This is a genomic window from Brevundimonas sp. Root1279 (assembly GCF_001425945.1).
In the GTDB taxonomy this organism is placed as follows: Bacteria; Pseudomonadota; Alphaproteobacteria; order Caulobacterales; family Caulobacteraceae; genus Brevundimonas.
Genome location: NZ_LMEB01000001.1, coordinates 156,665 through 173,298, shown reverse-complemented (window position 1 = coordinate 173,298; position 16,634 = coordinate 156,665). Strand labels below are relative to the sequence as shown.

The 16,634-nt window shown below is 69.6% G+C and carries 21 protein-coding genes; 6 read left to right on the top strand and 15 right to left on the bottom strand.

All coding sequences use genetic code 11. The features are described 5' to 3' along the window. Positions 1 to 3 precede the first annotated feature (3 nt). From trpB to purH, 8 genes are all read right to left on the bottom strand, one after another. Positions 4 to 1,218 (bottom strand): tryptophan synthase subunit beta, encoded by a 1,215-nt coding sequence (gene trpB, locus ASC65_RS00865; RefSeq protein ID WP_056448194.1) that lies wholly within the window; start codon positions 1,216 to 1,218, stop codon positions 4 to 6. Between the two features lie 32 nt (positions 1,219 to 1,250). Next, entirely contained in the window at positions 1,251 to 1,889 is a 639-nt protein-coding gene (locus tag ASC65_RS00860) for a phosphoribosylanthranilate isomerase (protein ID WP_056448193.1), read from the bottom strand. A gap of 31 nt (positions 1,890 to 1,920) precedes the next feature. Next, positions 1,921 to 3,135 (bottom strand): NAD(P)/FAD-dependent oxidoreductase, encoded by a 1,215-nt coding sequence (locus ASC65_RS00855; protein WP_056448190.1) that lies wholly within the window; start codon positions 3,133 to 3,135, stop codon positions 1,921 to 1,923. A 53-nt stretch (positions 3,136 to 3,188) separates the two neighbouring features. After that, positions 3,189 to 3,881, bottom strand: a complete 693-nt coding sequence (locus ASC65_RS00850; protein ID WP_056449129.1) for a pseudouridine synthase — start codon at positions 3,879 to 3,881, stop codon at positions 3,189 to 3,191. A 53-nt stretch (positions 3,882 to 3,934) separates the two neighbouring features. Beyond that, the gene (locus tag ASC65_RS00845) at positions 3,935 to 4,834 is read right to left on the bottom strand and encodes a class I SAM-dependent methyltransferase (RefSeq protein ID WP_056449126.1); all 900 of its coding nucleotides are present in this window, start codon (positions 4,832 to 4,834) and stop codon (positions 3,935 to 3,937) included. Between the two features lie 39 nt (positions 4,835 to 4,873). Then, entirely contained in the window at positions 4,874 to 5,629 is a 756-nt protein-coding gene (locus ASC65_RS00840; protein ID WP_056448188.1) for a dienelactone hydrolase family protein, read from the bottom strand. Positions 5,630 to 5,667: 38 nt separating this feature from the next. Further along, entirely contained in the window at positions 5,668 to 6,003 is a 336-nt protein-coding gene (locus ASC65_RS00835) for a GNAT family N-acetyltransferase (protein WP_156459503.1), read from the bottom strand. 131 nt (positions 6,004 to 6,134) lie between these two features. Next, the gene (purH, locus tag ASC65_RS00830; RefSeq protein WP_056448182.1) at positions 6,135 to 7,739 is read right to left on the bottom strand and encodes a bifunctional phosphoribosylaminoimidazolecarboxamide formyltransferase/IMP cyclohydrolase; all 1,605 of its coding nucleotides are present in this window, start codon (positions 7,737 to 7,739) and stop codon (positions 6,135 to 6,137) included. A gap of 225 nt (positions 7,740 to 7,964) precedes the next feature. Between purH and ASC65_RS00825 the strand changes: the two genes are divergently transcribed. Both ASC65_RS00825 and ASC65_RS00820 read left to right on the top strand, forming a co-directional pair. After that, complete coding sequence (locus ASC65_RS00825) at positions 7,965 to 8,261, top strand: autorepressor SdpR family transcription factor (RefSeq protein ID WP_056448178.1); 297 nt, start codon at positions 7,965 to 7,967, stop codon at positions 8,259 to 8,261. Beyond that, a complete protein-coding gene (locus ASC65_RS00820) occupies positions 8,258 to 8,632 on the top strand; it encodes an SdpI family protein (RefSeq protein WP_056448176.1) in 375 nt (124 codons plus the stop codon). Before ASC65_RS00825 ends, ASC65_RS00820 begins: the two co-directional genes overlap by 4 nt. Before the next feature lie 3 nt (positions 8,633 to 8,635). Here the strand turns inward: ASC65_RS00820 and ASC65_RS00815 are convergent, their stop codons facing one another. Continuing rightward, positions 8,636 to 9,175 (bottom strand): prolyl-tRNA synthetase associated domain-containing protein, encoded by a 540-nt coding sequence (locus ASC65_RS00815; protein ID WP_056448173.1) that lies wholly within the window; start codon positions 9,173 to 9,175, stop codon positions 8,636 to 8,638. A gap of 53 nt (positions 9,176 to 9,228) precedes the next feature. Between ASC65_RS00815 and ASC65_RS00810 the strand changes: the two genes are divergently transcribed. Further along, on the top strand, positions 9,229 to 9,969 hold the full coding sequence (locus ASC65_RS00810; protein ID WP_056448170.1) for a DUF6065 family protein: 741 nt from the start codon (positions 9,229 to 9,231) through the stop codon (positions 9,967 to 9,969). 48 nt (positions 9,970 to 10,017) lie between these two features. On the opposite strand, the gene ASC65_RS00805 is transcribed toward ASC65_RS00810, so the two are convergent. The 6 genes from ASC65_RS00805 to htpX all read right to left on the bottom strand — a co-directional run bounded on the left by ASC65_RS00805 (position 10,018) and on the right by htpX (position 14,957). Beyond that, a complete protein-coding gene (locus ASC65_RS00805) occupies positions 10,018 to 10,584 on the bottom strand; it encodes a CC0125/CC1285 family lipoprotein (RefSeq protein WP_056448167.1) in 567 nt (188 codons plus the stop codon). Between the two features lie 82 nt (positions 10,585 to 10,666). Next, positions 10,667 to 11,299, bottom strand: a complete 633-nt coding sequence (locus ASC65_RS00800; RefSeq protein ID WP_056448164.1) for a LysE family translocator — start codon at positions 11,297 to 11,299, stop codon at positions 10,667 to 10,669. Between the two features lie 42 nt (positions 11,300 to 11,341). Further along, positions 11,342 to 11,932: a hypothetical protein gene (locus ASC65_RS00795; RefSeq protein ID WP_082525808.1), complete on the bottom strand. Its 591-nt coding sequence runs from the start codon at positions 11,930 to 11,932 to the stop codon at positions 11,342 to 11,344. Between the two features lie 106 nt (positions 11,933 to 12,038). After that, positions 12,039 to 12,536 carry a hypothetical protein gene (locus ASC65_RS00790; protein ID WP_056448156.1) on the bottom strand — a complete coding sequence of 166 codons (498 nt, stop codon included), beginning with the start codon at positions 12,534 to 12,536 and terminating at the stop codon, positions 12,039 to 12,041. Between the two features lie 100 nt (positions 12,537 to 12,636). Then, on the bottom strand, positions 12,637 to 13,875 hold the full coding sequence (locus ASC65_RS00785) for an argininosuccinate synthase (RefSeq protein WP_056448153.1): 1,239 nt from the start codon (positions 13,873 to 13,875) through the stop codon (positions 12,637 to 12,639). A gap of 92 nt (positions 13,876 to 13,967) precedes the next feature. Then, positions 13,968 to 14,957 (bottom strand): zinc metalloprotease HtpX, encoded by a 990-nt coding sequence (gene htpX, locus ASC65_RS00780; protein WP_056448150.1) that lies wholly within the window; start codon positions 14,955 to 14,957, stop codon positions 13,968 to 13,970. Positions 14,958 to 15,043: 86 nt separating this feature from the next. On the opposite strand from htpX, the gene ASC65_RS00775 reads away from it, so the two are divergent. From ASC65_RS00775 to ASC65_RS00765, 3 genes are all read left to right on the top strand, one after another. Beyond that, positions 15,044 to 15,292 (top strand): DUF1674 domain-containing protein, encoded by a 249-nt coding sequence (locus ASC65_RS00775; protein ID WP_082525843.1) that lies wholly within the window; start codon positions 15,044 to 15,046, stop codon positions 15,290 to 15,292. 60 nt (positions 15,293 to 15,352) lie between these two features. Beyond that, positions 15,353 to 15,817, top strand: coding sequence for a hypothetical protein (locus ASC65_RS00770; RefSeq protein WP_056448146.1), 465 nt, complete (start codon positions 15,353 to 15,355; stop codon positions 15,815 to 15,817). Positions 15,818 to 15,921: 104 nt separating this feature from the next. After that, the gene (locus tag ASC65_RS00765; protein ID WP_056448143.1) at positions 15,922 to 16,632 is read left to right on the top strand and encodes a hypothetical protein; all 711 of its coding nucleotides are present in this window, start codon (positions 15,922 to 15,924) and stop codon (positions 16,630 to 16,632) included. Positions 16,633 to 16,634 lie beyond the last annotated feature (2 nt).

The window sequence follows — 16,634 nt, the reverse complement described above, 5'->3', positions numbered from 1 at the left end:
GTCTTAGAGCTCCACGCCCAGATGCTTCGCTACCGCGAAGATGTCCTTGTCGCCCCGCCCGCACATGTTCAGTACGACATCGCCGCCCTTGCCCACTTCGCGGGCGATCTCGCCGACCCGCGCCAGGGCGTGGGAGGGTTCGAGGGCGGGGATGATGCCTTCCAGCTTCGAGCACAGCTGGAAGGCCTCCAGCGCCTCGGCGTCGGTCGCCGCCCGGTATTCGGCCCGGCCGATGTCCTTCAGCCAGGCATGCTCAGGCCCGATGCCCGGATAGTCCAGCCCGGCCGAAATCGAGTGACCCTCGAGGATCTGGCCGTCGTCGTCCTGCAGCAGATAGGTGCGGTTGCCGTGCAGAACGCCCGGGCGGCCGCCCTGCAGCGAGGCGGCATGGTCCGGGCCGTCCAGGCCGCGCCCCGCCGCCTCGACCCCGATCAGGCGCACGCCGGCGTCGTCGATGAAGGGGTGGAACAGGCCAATGGCGTTGGATCCGCCGCCGATGGCCGCGACACAGGCGTCTGGCAGCTTCTCGCGGCGGGCCAGCATCGAGGCCCGGACCTCGCGGCCAATCACCGACTGGAAGTCGCGCACCATGGCCGGATAGGGGTGCGGCCCGGCCGCCGTGCCGATCAGGTAGTAGGTGTCCTCGACGTTGGTCACCCAGTCGCGCATCGCCTCGTTCATGGCGTCCTTGAGGGTCGCTCGGCCCGAGGTCACGGGCACCACCTCGGCGCCCAGCAGCTTCATGCGGAAGACGTTGGGCATCTGCCGCTCGACGTCGGTGGCGCCCATGTAGACCACGCACTGCAGGCCGAAGCGGGCGCAGACCGTGGCCGTGGCCACGCCGTGCTGGCCGGCGCCGGTCTCGGCGATGATGCGGGTCTTGCCCATGCGCATCGCCAGCAGGATCTGGCCCATGCAGTTGTTGATCTTGTGCGCGCCGGTGTGATTCAGCTCGTCGCGCTTGAACCAGATGTCGGCTCCGCCGTGGTGCTCGGTCAGGCGCTCGGCCAGATACAGCGGGCTGGGACGGCCGACGTAGTCGGTCAGGAAGCCGTCGAGTTCGGCCTGGAAGGACGGATCCGCCTTGGCCGCCTCATAGGCCGCGTCCAGCTCGTGGATCAGGGGCATCAGCGTCTCGGCGACGAAGCGGCCGCCGTAGGGGCCGAACCGGCCCTCGGCGTCGGGCAGGGCGTAGCTGTTGGGCAGGATCACGTTCACAGGACAGGTCTCGCGCGGGGAGGCGGCGGAAATCAGGCGGCCCGGACAGCGTCCAGAAACGCGGTGATCAGGGCACGGTCCTTAACACCCGGCGCGCTTTCGACGCCAGAGGACACGTCCACCATCGGCGCGCCCGACACGTGGATCGCCTCGCCGACGTTCGTCGGATCCAGCCCGCCGGCCAGGAACCACGGATGGCGGAAGGCCCGGTCGGCCAGCAGGGTCCAGTCGAAACGGGCCCCGACCCCGCCCGGCAGGGCCGAGCCCTCGGGCGGCTTGGCGTCGAACATCAGGTGGTCGACGAAGGGCTCCCAGGCGTTGGCCTCGGCGAAATCCTCGTGTGTGCGGATCGGCAGGGCCTTGATGATCCCGGTGCCCGTCAGCGTACGGACGGTCTCGGCCCGCGCAGGGGTCTCGCTCCCGTGCAGCTGGATCAGATCCGGCTTCAGGATCAGGGCGATCTCGGTCAGCAGGGCGTCGTCGGCATCGACCGTCACGGCCACCACCTTGGCCCGGCCGCGGGCGCGCTCGAACAGGGTCGCGGCGTGGAGCGGCGCGATGTGGCGAGGGCTCTTCGGAAAGATCACCGCCCCGACGAAGGCCGCGCCGCCGATGAGAGCAGCGTCGAGGGTCTCGGGGGTCGTCAGGCCGCAGATCTTGGCGGAAGTCATGGCCCTGAGGTGCGCCGCGCTGGGGCGAGGGTCAAGGCCGATACAGGTCGGCGTCCGGGTCGGCCCCGCCCCGGATGGCCGCCGCGACCACCTCGGAAGCGATGACCGAGTAGGTGATGCCGTTGCCGCCGAAGCCCATCACCGCCCAGCAATGGTCCATGTCGGGCACGGGCGCGATCGACGGCAAGCCGGTGGCGCTCTCGCCGAAGGCCCCGGCCCAGCTGTAGTCGATCTCAAACTCGACCTGGGGCAGCAGCCGCTTGAGCTTGGCGGCGATCGTCCGGTATTTGCGCCGGAGTTTGGCCTTGTCCTCGTGGGCCTCGGGCGTGGGCTCGTCCTCGCCGCCGACGATCACCCGGCCGTCGCCGCCCATCCGGAAATACAGATAGGGGTCGGACGCCTCCCAGACGAGCGTGTCCCGCAGCCAGGCCGGACAGCGTTGGCGGGGCTTTGACGCCATGGCCCAGGTCGAGATGACCTTGGCGCCCGGCGTCGGCACGCCCTTGGGAAACTCATAGCCGCAACAGAAGACGACCGTCCTGGCCCGCACCGCATGTCCGGCGTCGGTCAGCAGGGTGACGCCGTCCGGATCGCTGGCCGCCTCCAGCACCTCTACGCGGGAATAGACCCGGGCCCCCGCCGCCTGCGCCCGTCGCAACAGACCGGCCGCCAGCCGCGCGGGGTCGCCGCTGGCCGAGCCCTGGCTGACGATGGCGCCGGTGCGGTCGATGCCGAACCGCTCGCGCAAGGCGGCCGGGCCTAAGTACTCGCTCTCGAGACCGATGGCGGCGCGGGCCTCTGCCTCAACCTCCAGGGCGCGATGGCCGTATTCGTCCCCGGCCAGGTAGAGGCTGCCCTTGTCCTTCAGTCCGCAGACGATGCGCTCCGCCTCGACGATCCGCTTCAGCGCATCGACGGCGGCGCGGGAGCGGAGATAGGCCCGCTTCGCCTTCGCCGGTCCGATGCGCTCGCCCAGCACCGTCAGCGGCAGGTCGATCTCCCATTGCAGCAGGGCGGTCGAGGCGATGGTCGAGCCGGTCAGCGGCGGACGCCGGTCGAGCACAGCGACCGAATGATCCCGGCTCAGCTCATGAGCCATGAAGGCGCCGGATATGCCCGCGCCGACCACGGCGACGTCGACCGAGACGGCCTGTTTCAGCGGCCGGACCGGCACGCCCAGTCCCGGGCTGTCCGCCCAGACCGACCGGCCGGTGCGCAGCTGTCTCTTGATCGTCGCGCCGGTCATGCGGCCTCCTGCAAGCGGAGCCTTAGCGACCGGCGGGCGGGCCGGTTCCCGACCTAGCCGGCGAAGATCAGGTCGATCTCGTCCGGCGTCGTCAGCCGCCACGCGCCCGGCGCGAGGTCGTCGGGCAGGGCCAGGGCGCCGATGCGCTCGCGGTGCAGGGCCTCGACGTGGTTGCCGACGGCCGCGAACATGCGGCGGACCATGTGGTAGCGCCCTTCGGTGACGGTGACCCGCGCCTCGGTCGGCGACAGGACCTCCAGCCCGGCGGGCTTGAGCGGCTTGTCGTCGCCCTCGAGCATCAGCTCACCCGAGGCGAACAGGCCGACCTCGGCGCCGCTCAGCGGTCTGGCGAGAATGGCGCGATAGACCTTGGGCACATGCTTCTTGGGGCTGATCACCCGGTGCAGGAGGTCGCCGTCGTCGGTCAGCAGGAGCAGGCCGGAGGTCTCCTTGTCCAGCCGCCCGATGGTCGAGATGGCCGGGTCGCGGCGGCGCCAGCGATCAGGCAGGACGTCGTAGACGAGCGCCCCATCCTCCTTGTGCGAACAGGTCATGCCGAGCGGCTTGTGAAGCATCAGGACGATGCCCGGCGGCGGATCGAGCGGTTCGCCGTCGATCTCCATCCGGGTCGGCAGGTCGGGCGTGACCGGGATGCGCCTGGACACATCCGTCAGGTCGACGCCGTCCAGCACGATGCCGCCGGCCTTGCCCATCCGCGCCATCTCGGCGCGCGAGCCGTAGCCCATGGAGCCGAGCAGCTTGTCGACCCGCGAGGTCGGTACCTTGCCCGGCTTGCCGCTCACTTGGTCGCCTCGATCAGCTTGTAGCCCGCCGCGTCGCCGACCGGTCGGACGCGCTTGAAGGCGGCGTCGAGGTCGGCCTCATAAGGCAGGTGGCGGTTGGCGACGAGCCACAGGACGCCGCCCTTCTTGAGCATGGCCGCGGCCTGACGAACGAAGGCCTGGCCGAGCCGGCGGTCTTCGGCGCCGCCGTCGTGGAACGGCGGGTTCATGACCACGAAGTCGAGGTCGCCGCCGCCTTCGAGCGTGCGCACGTCGGCCCAGTCGAAGCTGGCGCGCGGGTCCTCGACATTGCGTCGCGCAGCTTCGACGGCGCGGCGGTCGAGATCGATGAGCTTCAGCGACGTCACCGCCGGCGAACGCAGGACCACCGTGGCCAAGGCCCCGTAGCCGCAGCCCAGATCGGCGCCCGCGCCCTTCATCGGCGGCAGTTCGGAGGCCAGCAGGGCCGAGCCGGCGTCTATGCGGTCCCAGGCGAAGACCCCGGGCTGAGACCAGGCCTCGAGACCCGGCACCACGCGCGCCGCCCCGCCGGCGATCGCCTCGTCGAGACCGGCCACGACGGCCGGTCGAATGACCATGCAGCGACGGTGGTGGGCCTTTGAGGTCTCGCCGACCTCGAGCCCGAACGCCTCGAGCTCCTTCCTGAGCCGCGAACCGCCCTTGTCCTTGGGGGCCATGACGTCGAGGCGGCCGCCGGGCTTCAGAGCGCGCAGGGCCAGGGCCAGGACGTGACGGCGCTCCAGGACGCCTGGCGGGGCGTAGACCATGGCGGCTTCAGCCGAGCCTTCGGCCACGGTTTCGAGCGGGATCGAGCCCGGGATCAGGGGCGAAGTCTGGGTCGCCGCGCCGGGCGGATCGAAGACCACCGGGGGCCGGCCGTAGAGAAGCGTCGTCATGGCGGGGTCCATAGACGGTTTGGCGCGCCGCGCGAACTCCTACGGCGCCGGAGCCGTCGCGGTGTCGTGCAGCAGGGCCCCGAAGCGACGCAGGGCTTCGGCCGTCAGGTCCGGGTCGTACTTCATGGGCGGCTGGCCAGATGGCTCGTCGAAGCTGTGGGTGCCGTCGGCGATCCAGGTATCGACATGGGCGCCGCAGTTGCGGACCATCTCGTGGACCCGCTCCGCATTGCGCACCGTGGTCAGATGGTCGGCGCGAGCGATGACGGCCAGGGTCTTGGGACAGTGTTTCCACGCCCGCATTCGGTTGACCGCGGCGATGCCGATGTAGGGATAGGCCAGATAGGTCCCGAGCACCCCCGTCAGCGGCACGGAGCCGGGGTCGGCGACGCCCAGCGCCGGGCGGGAGCGGTCGGCGCTCAGCGCCTCCATGATGCCCCAGCCGCCGTGGCTCCAGCCGGCCAGGACGATCTTCGAGGCGTCCACGTCGGGGCGTTTCGAAATCCCGTCGAGCGCCGCCAACACGTCCCCCGCCCGCTCCCAGCCGCGTAGAAGCAGGCCCGTGCAGACCGTGCTCAGTGCAAAGGCGCGGTTCCAGCCACGGGGCCCGTAGGAATCGACGATGAAGGCCCGCCAGCCCTCGGCCTTCGCGACCTCGGCGTAGCGCGGCAGGTGGTCCCGTAAGCCGCCGCAGCCGTGGAACAGGATCACCGCCGGGCGCGGGCGGTCATCGTCCGGGCCGACGACGGCGATGCGGGGTTCGAGCAGCGACCAGCGGGCGGCAAGCGTGTCCATTCGGCCATCTAGCCGGGCCGCGGCGCCATTGGCCAGCGTCAGCGGTGAAGCTGGCGGCCCATGCAGACGGACTCAGGACGGTTCACGTAGCGACCGAACGGCTCGATCTCGGCGTAGCCATGCCGGCTGTAGAACGCGACGGCGGGTCGATTCACGCGGCGGGTGGACAGCCACAGCGCCCTGTAGCCCATCTCCAGCGCCGCCGTTTCGAGCGCCAGCAGCAAGGCGCTGCCGACGCCTCGCGTGTGCGGCGCGGCGAACATCCGTTTCACCTCGCCGATCCCGGACCGGTCGAGGGGGCGCAGAGCGCCGCAGCCGACGGCCTGACCACCTTCGTCGAACGCCAGCAGGAAGGCCGCATCCGCCTGCGACATGTCTGCGTCGCTGAATGAGCCGCGGCCGTCGTCGCCGGTGATCGCCTGCAGGGCGTTCGACAGGGCGTCGAGGACGCCTGCGGCCGCCGGATCGTCCGGTCGAGCCGCGACGATCCTGATCGGCGTCGGAATCAGTGCCGGAAGACCCGCACGCCCGTGAAGGCCATGGCGATGCCCTTCTCGTCGGCGGCGGCGATGACCTCGGCGTCGCGCATCGAGCCGCCCGGCTGGATCACCGCCGTGGCGCCGGCGGCGATCGCTTCGAGCAGGCCGTCGGCGAACGGGAAGAAGGCTTCCGACGCGCAGGCCGACCCCTCGGCCAGGGAGTGGGCCAGGCCCTTGGCCTCGCCGGCTTCCTTGGCGCGGATGGCGGCGATGCGGGCGGAGTCACGGCGGTTCATCTGGCCGGCGCCGATGCCGGCGGTCTGGCCGTCCTTGGCGTAGACGATGGCGTTGGACTTGACGTGCTTGGCCACGGTGAAGGCGAACAGCATGTCCTGGATCTCTGTCGGCGTCGGCTGGCGGCGCGTGACGATCTTCAGGTCGGACGGCTTGATCAGGCTGCGGTCGCGCGACTGCACGAGGAAGCCGCCGGCGACCGATCGGAACACCTCGCCCGCCCCGTGCGGGTCCGGCAGGCCGTCGGTGATCAGGAGGCGCAGGTTCTTCTTGGCGGCGAAGACTTCCTTGGCTTCCTCATCGGCGCCGGGGGCGATGACCACCTCGGTGAAGATGCCGGTGATGGCTCGGGCGTCGTCGCCGTTCAGCGGACGGTTGACCGCGATCACTCCGCCGAAGGCCGAGACGGCGTCGCACTCGAGGGCCCGCGCATAGGCTTCCGACAGGTCCTTGCCGACGGCCACGCCGCACGGGTTGGCGTGTTTGACGATGACGACGGCCGGGGCCTCGAACTCGGCGACCAGCTCATAGGCGGCGTCGGCGTCGGCGATGTTGTTGTAGCCCAGCTCCTTGCCCTGCAGCTGTTCCGCGTAGGCCACGCCCGGACGACGCTCGCCGGTGCGGTAGAAGGCGCCCGTCTGGTGCGGGTTCTCGCCGTAGCGGAGGGTCTGGGCCAGGGAGCCGGAAATCGACTTGCGGGCCGGGGCCTCGTCGCCGACTTGCTGCGCGAACCAGCCCGAGACGGCGGCGTCATAAGCGGCGGTGCGGGCGAAGGCGCGGGCCGCCAGGCGCTTGCGCAGCTCGAGCGAGGTGGCGCCGTCGGTCCTGAGCGCGGCCAGGACCTCGTCGACGGCGACCTTGTCGACGCAGACGGCGACATAGCCGTGGTTCTTCGACGCAGAGCGGATCATGGCCGGGCCGCCGATGTCGATGTTCTCGACCGCCGCCTCGAAGCCGCCGCCCGACGCCACCGTGGCCTCGAACGGATAGAGGTCGATCCAGGCGATATCGATGCCGCCGATGCCGTGCTCGGACATCGCGGCGGCATGGGACGGCGCGTCGCGCACGCCGAGCAGGCCGCCGTGCACCACCGGGTGCAGGGTCTTGACCCGGCCGTCCATCATCTCCGGGAAGCCGGTCAGGTCGGCGACGTCCTTCACCGGCAGGCCGAAACCGGCGATGGCGGCCCGAGTGCCGCCGGTCGAGACCAGTTCGACGCCGAGGTCGTGCAGGGCGCGGGCGGCGTCCTCCAGCCCGGTCTTGTCCGACAGCGAGATCAGGGCGCGCTTCGGCGCCACGCGGTCGGGCGCGGGGGGAAAGTCGGGAGCGGCGGGCATGGCGGCGTCCGTAAGGCTGGAGGTCGGGGAGACGCGCGGGGCTCTAGCAGGGGACGGGCGGAAAGTCAGCCGCGATCAATGCTGGGCCTGCATAAGCTCAATCGCTGAGACCTGACCGCGATCCACTCCGTCACCAGCCTCGACGACGGCCGCAGGACGCTGCAAGCGCATGACCGTGTTCAGACCGCTCTTGACTCATTTCGATGATTAGCTAATCATCTCATCATGAGCCAAGTCTTTAGAGCCCTTTCCGATCCGACCCGCCGCCGGGTGCTGCAACTTCTCCGCCAGGGGCCGATGAGCGCTGGCGATCTGGCCGATCAGTTCGACGTCTCCAAGCCGACCATGTCGGCGCATTTCGCCGTGCTGAAAGAGGCCGACCTGGTCCACGCCGAGAAGGCCGGCAAGTCCGTCATCTATCACCTGAAGCTGTCGGTGCTCGAAGAAGCGCTGCTGGGCTTCGTCCATTCGTTCGGCCTCGGCGCGGAAGCGCCCCGCCCCGACAAGGAGACTGCGAGATGAAGAGTGAAATCCGGCACGCCCTCGCCTCCGCCGCCGCCGTCCTGATCCTGGCGCTCGGCGCCAGCTTCGCGCGACAGCAGGGTTGGATCGATAGCGATACGACGACCCGGATCGTGCTGTGCGCCATCGGCCTGCAGGTCGCCTGGTACGGAAACCGCATGCCCAAACAGTTCGCGCCCAGCGCCGCCGCGCAACAGGTGCATCGCGTGGGCGGCTGGTCCATGGCGCTCAGCGGCCTTGTCTACGCCGGCCTCTGGGTCTTCGCCCCGTTCGACGTGGCGCTGATCGGCGGTTGCGCGGCGATTATCCTCGGCATGGTGGTGACCATCGGCTACTGCCTTTCGGCCCGCCGCCGGTTCAACGCCGCCTAGGCGTCAGCCCTCCAGACGCTCGAAGTCGACGACGATCGGTTCCCGACCCAGCAGCGCCAGGAATTTCCGGAACTCGGCCTGGGACATGGCCGTGGTGGCGGTGTTGGTGAGGGGGTGGAAATTGACCACCTCGGCGTCCCACAGGGCCTTGTCGAGCACGAAGGTCACGCGCTGTTCCGGGTCGTTGACGAGGCCGAAGGCGGTCACCGACCCCGGTGTCAGGCCCAGGGTCTCGTAGAGCAGCCCCTCATTGCCGAAGCTGAGCCGGTCCGAGCCGATGGTCCGGGGCGCCCGCTTCAGGTCGATGACCGTGTCCTGGCGCGCCGAGATCAGCCACAGCTGACCCTTCTTGTCCTTGAGGAACAGATTCTTGGTGTGGGCGCCGGGCATGGCGGCCTTGAGCTCCAGCCCCTCCTCGACGCGGAAGACGGCCGGGTGGTGGTGCGTCGTCTGGGCCAGGCCGTGGCCCTCGAACCAAGCCAGCAGGCGGTCGCGGTCGAAAGCCGGTTGGAGCGGAAGATCGGGCGTCTTGTGTTCGGTCATCGGGCGCAGCTAGGGAGGATGGATCATCCTTCGATACCGTCCGGAGAGCCGCCGTGGAACTGGAATGCTACCCGATGTCGGACCAGCCCTGCGATCTGGTGCCGGGGCGGCAAGCGCGCGACTGGATGGATAATTTCGCGGCGCGGCACCCGTATCGCTGCCTGCCCCTGAACATGGCCAACACGACCGGCTGGGAAATCCTCTGCCCGATCGGCTTCACCGCCGAATGGAACGGGGGCCCGAACCAGGACGACATCCTCATCACCCCGGACCGGCCGCATCCGAACCTGAAGCAGGTCGTCACCTCGCACTTCACGCGCGGCGTACTGACGATGCATCCGCAATACCTGTTCCGCACCCCGCCGGGGTGGGGGCTGATGTGCTCGGGCGCGCCGAACCACATCAAGGACGGGATCCAGCCGCTCGTCGGCATCATCGAGACCGACTGGCTGCCCTTCCCCTTCACCATGAACTGGCTGTTCACGCGCCCGGGCCGCATCCGCTTCGAGCGCGGCGAGCCCTTTTGCTTCATCCTGCCGGTCGAGCACCACAAGGTGGAGACGATCCAGCCGGTGATCCGGACCCTGGAGTCCAATCCGGTGATGAAGGGCCAGTTCGAAGCCTGGAACCGCCAGCGGACCGACTTCAACAAGCGGCTCGCCGCCGGTGATCCGAACGCCGCCAAGGAGGCCTGGCAGCGGTTCTACTTCAAGGGCGAACTACCCGAAGAGATGGGCTCGGCGCCCGAGAGCCACGCCAACAAGCGCCGCCTCAAGACGCCGCGACTGGGCTGAGCCTCCAAAGGAAAAAGGCCCCGAGCGATCCGCCCGGGGCCCTGATCCTTATTGCGCCGCCTGACGCGCTACGAGCGGTCCGAGGTTCTGGACGACCTCACGGGCGTCAAAGGCGTTGGCGTCGTCGGCCGGCTTGGCCCCCCGACCGACCAGGATCTCCGCCGAAGCTTCGTACCGATCGATCTCGCGGGTGTCATAGCCGGGGCCCCAGCCGGGACCCCAAGGGCCGCCGCCCCACGGGCTCCAGTAGCCCCGGTGATAGTAGCGCCAGGACGGGCCCCAGTAGGAGCCGTACATGCCGTACCAGGGATCCCCGGTGGAGCTGTAGCGGACATTGCGGTCGGTCACGCGGTTGACGGTCGCGAACCAGTCGTTGCCGCTCTCCAGCGTCAGTTCGGCGGCGCGCAGAAGCAGCGACATCTCGACTTGATCGCGCGAGGTCACCGAATTGCCGGAGAAGTTGATGCGGTAGCGGTCGGAGGTGATCCGCTGGTCTGAATAGCCGTAGCGGCTATCCGGTCCCGCTGGACCATAGGGGGTCGCGGTCGCACAGGCCGAGAGCGCCAGGGCTGCCGTCGCCGCCAGCAGCAAGGGCTTGAGGACACGGGTTTTCATGGAAGTTCTCCTTGACGCTTCAGGAAGCGCCATTCCTGCTGAACGGCACATGAACAGCGTGGTTCCGATCAGAGACAAGCCGTTATAATCGCGAAACAATAAGTCCGGCCGCAGCGAGAAGCAGAACACCGGTCACAAGCGCGAATCCGCGACGGAATCGCGGTTCGGACATCCGCCTCGCCAAGGCTGCGCCACCTAGACCGTATGCGGACATCGACAGCACGTCCATGCCGATGGTCGCGCAGGCGAACAGGGCGAGCTGGGGAGCGGCGGGGCGTTCGACATCCAGGAACGGCGGCAGGACGGCGGTGAAGAACAGGATCGCCTTCGGATTGGCGATCTGGACCATGAAGCCGTCGACGATGGCGCTCCGACCGAGGCGGACCACGGGCGCGTTCGGATCGGCGGCGGTGCGGAAGGCTCCCCGCAGGGCGTTGATCCCGAGCCAGACGACATAGAGCGCTCCGCCGATCGAGATGAGGCGGAAAATCTCGGGGAAGGCGTGAACCAGGGCGCCCAGACCCAGGGCGGCGGCGCCGAACCACACCAGGGTCGCGACGTTCATGCCGACGACGCCGGCCAGGGCCCCGGCCTTGCCCCGTTGCACCCCGTTGGCGACCGAGAACAGATTGGCCGGACCCGGCGTCAGCGCCATCACGGCCATGACGCCGAGGAAGGTCAGATAGAGATGCGGGTCGACGGGCAGGCGGGACATGGCCGCCGTGTCGCGTCAGGCGGTCAAGCCGTCAAGCACCGTTCAGTTTTGCGGCGCGGCCGGGGCGGTGGCCGGAGCGACGTCTTCGGCGTCCACATCGACGTCGACGTCGATGTCCACCTCGGCGTCGATCTCGTCCAGAGCTTCCAGAGCCTCACCGGCGGCGTATTCCGCCACCAGGCCGTAGGTCGCCATGTGCTCGGGGTCGTTCGAGGCCCAGGCGCCGTTGACGGCCATGCCCTGGGCTGAGGCCACGGCGCCGGCGATTTCGGCCTCCGCTTCGACCTGGGCTTCGGCCATGGCCTCTGCGACCACCGCTTCGACGTCGACCTCGGCCAGGGCCTCGGCGGCGATGTCGCCGGCGTGCTCGGTGGCCAGGCGGGTGAAGGCCTCGACGTCGCCCTGGTACTCAGTGTTCCAGAGGACTGCGATGCGCGCTTCCTTCTGGTTGTCGGTCAGGGACTTGTCGTCGGAGATCGCCTCGGCGCGCTTGCCGAACTCCTCCATGCGGGCTTCGAAGGCCTCCGCGGCGGCCTCAAGGGCGTCTTCCGCCGGGCCGCGCATCTCATGGGCGACTGAGGCCGAAAGCGGCAGAAGGGCGAGGGCGGCGGCGAGCGACAGGGCCTTGATCATGGCGAGAGCTCCTGAAAGGTCCCGCAAGGTCCGCCGAACGCCGTCCAGTCTCAAGTGAAATCGCTGTAAGGCGGCGACGAGGCGACCGCCCTACAGCGATGAAGCCCTATTGGGGAGCGGCGGCCGGGGCCGAGGCGGCGGCCACGAGGCTGGCCCGGATCTGGCCCGGGATCGAGCCGATGGCGGTCTGCACCTGCGGGGCTGCGGCGAGCATCTGGGCCTTCTCGGCCTCGTCCGTGCTCTTGGCGGCCTCGGCGTTGATCAGGGCCACGACCTCGGCGGCGAAGGCGTCGGCCTCCGGCTGATAGCGCGCGGCGATGGCGTCCAGTTGTGAGTTGGCGCTGGCCTGGTCGCCGCCCGAGGCGGTGATGACGGTGCGCATTTCACCCGCCATCGCCTCCATGCGCGCCTTGAAGGCGTCGGCCTTGGCCTCGAGGGCGATCTGTTCCGGGGTCGGGGCCTGCGCGGCCGTCGCCGGCGGAGGCGTGGCCGGCGCAGTCTGGGCCAGGGCGGCGGCGGGGGCCGCGAAAGCGAGCACGGCGGAGGCGACGAGGAGGGTTCGGAAGGACATCTGGGTTTCCTGCAAGACGTCGAGGGAGCTCATGCTCCTGACGGCAGGGTGGCGCCATTCCGTGTCCGCGGCGAGGTTATTTCTAGCGGCGAAGCGGCCGGGCGCGCCCAAAGGCGTCCCGGCCGGCCCGTTGTCAGCCGCGATCGCGGGCGTCGCGCTTGCCCAGAACGCGCAGGCGCAGGGCGTTGAGCTTGATGAAGCCCTCGGCGTCGTGGTGGTCGTAGGCCTGGACGCCTTCCTCGAAGGTGACGAGGTCCTGATCGTACAGGCTGTGCGGGCTCTCGCGGCCGATGACCGTGGCGTTGCCCTTGTACAGCTTGACCCGCACAGTGCCCGAGACCTTGGCCTGGGAGTGGTCGATGGCGGCCTGCAGCATCTCGCGCTCGGGCGAGAACCAGAAGCCGTTGTAGATCAGGTGGGCGTATTTGACCGCCAGCTCGTCCTTCAGGTGCATGGCGCCGCGGTCCAGGGTGATGGACTCGATGCCGCGGTGGGCGGCCAGCAGGATGGTGCCGCCGGGGGTCTCATAGACGCCGCGCGACTTCATGCCGACGAAGCGGTTCTCGACCAGGTCGAGGCGGCCGATGCCGTTGTCGTGGCCGTACTGGTTCAGGGCCGTCAGCAGGTTCGCGGGGCTCAGCGCCTCGCCGTTGATCGAGACGGCGTCGCCCTTCTCGAAACCGATGGTGATGACCGTCGCCTCATCCGGGGCGGCCTCCGGCGAGATGGTGCGCTGGTGCACGAATTCGGGGGCCTCGACGGCCGGATCCTCAAGGACCTTACCTTCCGACGAGGAGTGCAGAAGGTTGGCGTCGACCGAGAACGGGGCCTCGCCGCGCTTGTCCTTGGAGATCGGGATCTGGTGCTTCTCGGCGAAGTCCAGCAGGGCCTCCCGCGACTTGAACTCCCACTCGCGCCACGGGGCGATGACCCGGATGTCGGGCTCCAGGCCGTAGTAGCCGAGCTCGAAGCGGACCTGGTCGTTGCCCTTGCCCGTGGCCCCGTGACAGACGGCGTCCGCGCCCAGCTGGCGGGCGATCTCGATCTGGCGCTTGGCGATCAGCGGGCGGGCGATCGAGGTGCCGAGCAGATACTGGCCCTCGTACAGGGCGTTGGCGCGGAACATCGGGAAGACGAAGTCGCGCACGAATTCCTCGCGCAGGTCGTCGATGAAGATGTTCTCGGGCTTGATGCCCATCTTCAGCGCCTTCTCGCGCGCCGGCGCCAGCTCCTCGCCCTGGCCCAGGTCGGCGGTGAAGGTGATCACCTCCGCGCCGTACTCGGTCTGCAGCCACTTCAGGATGATCGAGGTGTCCAGGCCGCCGGAATAGGCGAGCACGACCTTCTTCGGGGCGGTCTTGGGCGCAGTCATGGGCAAGAGGTCCTTCAGGCGAACGCGGGGAGACGTTTCGCGCGCTTAAAGGGCCACAGGCCCCGCGATGCAAGGGCCGGATTGCGGCGGGATCAGCCCCAAGGGCCGCGACGATCCGGCGGGGTGGTCGGAACGCTGGTCGAGGGGCGGGTCGCGGGGGCCTCTGAGGCCGGCGTCGACATGCGCGACGAGGGCGTGACGAAGGCCGCCGGGCGCCCGCCCATCCCCATCTTGGCGCCCAGCTCCATCAGGGCGCGGACGCGGTTGCCGGTGGCCGGGTGGGTCGAGAACAGGTTGTCGGCCCCGCGGCCGGCCAGCGGATTGATGATGAACAGCTGGCCCGAGGCCGGATTGCGCTCGGCGGTGTGGTTCACGATGCGTTTCGAATAGGCCTCGATCTTCTGCAGGGCCGAGGCCAGCGAAGCGGGGTCGCCGGCGATCTCGGCCCCGACGCGGTCGGCCTCGTATTCGCGCGAGCGGCTGATGGCCATCTGCACCAGGCCGGCGGCCATGGGGGCGAGGATCATCAGGGCCAGGGTCCCGATGAAGCCGCCCGGGCGCTCGCGGTCGTCCCCGCCGCCGAAGAACATCGCGAAATTGGCCAGGGCGGCGATGGCGCCGGCGATGGTGGCGGTGACCGTCATGGTCAGGGTGTCGCGGTTCTTCACGTGCGCCAGTTCGTGGGCCATGACGCCGCGGATCTCGTCGCGGGTCAGCATGTCGAGCAGGCCGGTGGTGGCGCAGACGGCGGCGTTCGCGGGATTGCGGCCGGTGGCGAAGGCGTTGGGCTGGTCAGTCGGGATGATGGCGATGACCGGGCGCGGCAGGCCGGCCCCCTCGGCCATCTGCACAACGTCGGCGACATAGGTGCGGACCACGGCGTTGGGGTGGTTCTCGTCGACGGGCTGGGCGCGATACATGCGCAGCACGATCTTGTCGGCGTTCCAGTAGCTGACCAGGTTCATCCCGCCGGCGAAGACCAGGGCGATCAGCATGCCGGTGGCGCCGCCGATCATGTAGCCGATACCGGCGAACAGGGCGGTCAGCGCGGCCAGCAGGGTGAAGGTCTTCAGGTGGTTCATACGGATTAGGCTCGGGCGTCACTGGCGCCGGGGAGGCGAGGTTCTAACTTGTGGAGATCAACGCTTTGGCTCAAGGCGAGGACGCTGTGACCGATCATCCCACCCCCGACGCCCCCGCCGCTGAAGACGCGGCTGAAATCTTCAACGCCGACGTGCCCCACGCCACGCCGGAGCGGCCGCTGAGCGAGCCCGCTCGCCGGGCGTTGCTGGAGGCGGCCGAACGCCGCAGGGCCGCCGAAGACGCCGCGCTGGCGCCCGAACACGGTGGTCCGCGCGGCCCCGAGCCTACACGCTACGGCGACTGGGAGAAGAAGGGTCTCGCGGTCGACTTCTGATCCCCGCGAACCGAATTCTGCAGAACAGCGTTAACCGGGCTCTTTTCCCGGAGCTTCGCCATGATCCGCCCCCTCGCCGTCGTCGGCGGCCTGTTCGTCCTTGGCTTGACCGCCCTTCCCGCCGCCGCCCAGACCTGGGGGCAGCCGCAGTACGTCACGCCGTCCGGGCGACCCGTCGGAGGCACGCCCCTGTCGGAGGTGGAGACCCGGTCCTACGTCCAGACCGGCGACTGGGCCGACGGCTATGGCCCGCCGGTCTATGTCCGCGTCCCCGCCCCAGGCCAGGCCTATCCGGGCCAGGCCTATCCCGGACGCGGCTACGGGTATGGACACGGCTACGACCGCTACGGGTCCGGCTACGGCTACCAGTCGCCGCGTTACGCCGCGCGGCCGCGACAGGGGTATCGCGATGAGTGGGGCTATAACGACGACCGGCCGCCGTCGGCGCGCTGGGCGCGCGAGCGCAGCGACCACCGCCATTACGACGGCTGCGGCTGCCCGGACGTCTATCTCTACGATCGCTGACCCGCGGCGGGGGAATGCGCCGCCGTGATTTCGCTCCGGCGGTGCAACCTCACCCCCTGAGCGGCCTCGAGACCTAGGGAGGGACGGACTCTGGAGTCCGTCCCATGCGCCTTCTCGTCCTGTCGATCGCCGCCCTGACCCTGGCGGCCGCCTCCCCCGCCCTCGCCGGCGGACCCCGCGGCGGCCACACGCCGCCGCCCGGGCCGTGCTGCGGCCATGGAGGTCACGGGGGCGGGGGCAGCACGAACATCAATGTGAACGTCAACGCCCGCGCCTCGGCGGCGGCCTCGTCCCAGTCCTATCTCAACGCCCGCACCTATGAAGCCGGAAGCTATCGCAGCGGCGGCTCCTACGGCGGCAGCGTCTATGTCGGCGGCGGCTATGGCGGCGACGCCGGCGGCTATGGCTACGTCGGGACGCCGGTCTATTACGACATCGACCCGCGCGCCCTGGCCTGCGCCAGCGCCCCCTTCGGCTATGTCGTCACCGGCTTCGGGCGCGAAGGACGCCGGGCGCCGTCGTGCGGCGGCCGCTACGAATACTGGGAATCGGAGGATCGCGGCGGCCGCTACGGCTACAGCGAACGCCACGAGTCCTATGAGGAAAGCCGCTTCGAATCCTACGAAGCCTACGAAAGCCGCGAGGAATTCGAGGCCTACGGCGAATACGAGATCCGCCACGAGCGGGAGGCTGCGCCCTATCCGCCCGCCTATCTGCCCGAGCCGCCGCGGGCGGAGCCGCCCCCGCGCGTCCGCGAGCGCCGCCCGGCCCCGCCGCGGCAGGAATACCGCCAGGAGCCCGGCGAGCGCGGCTGACG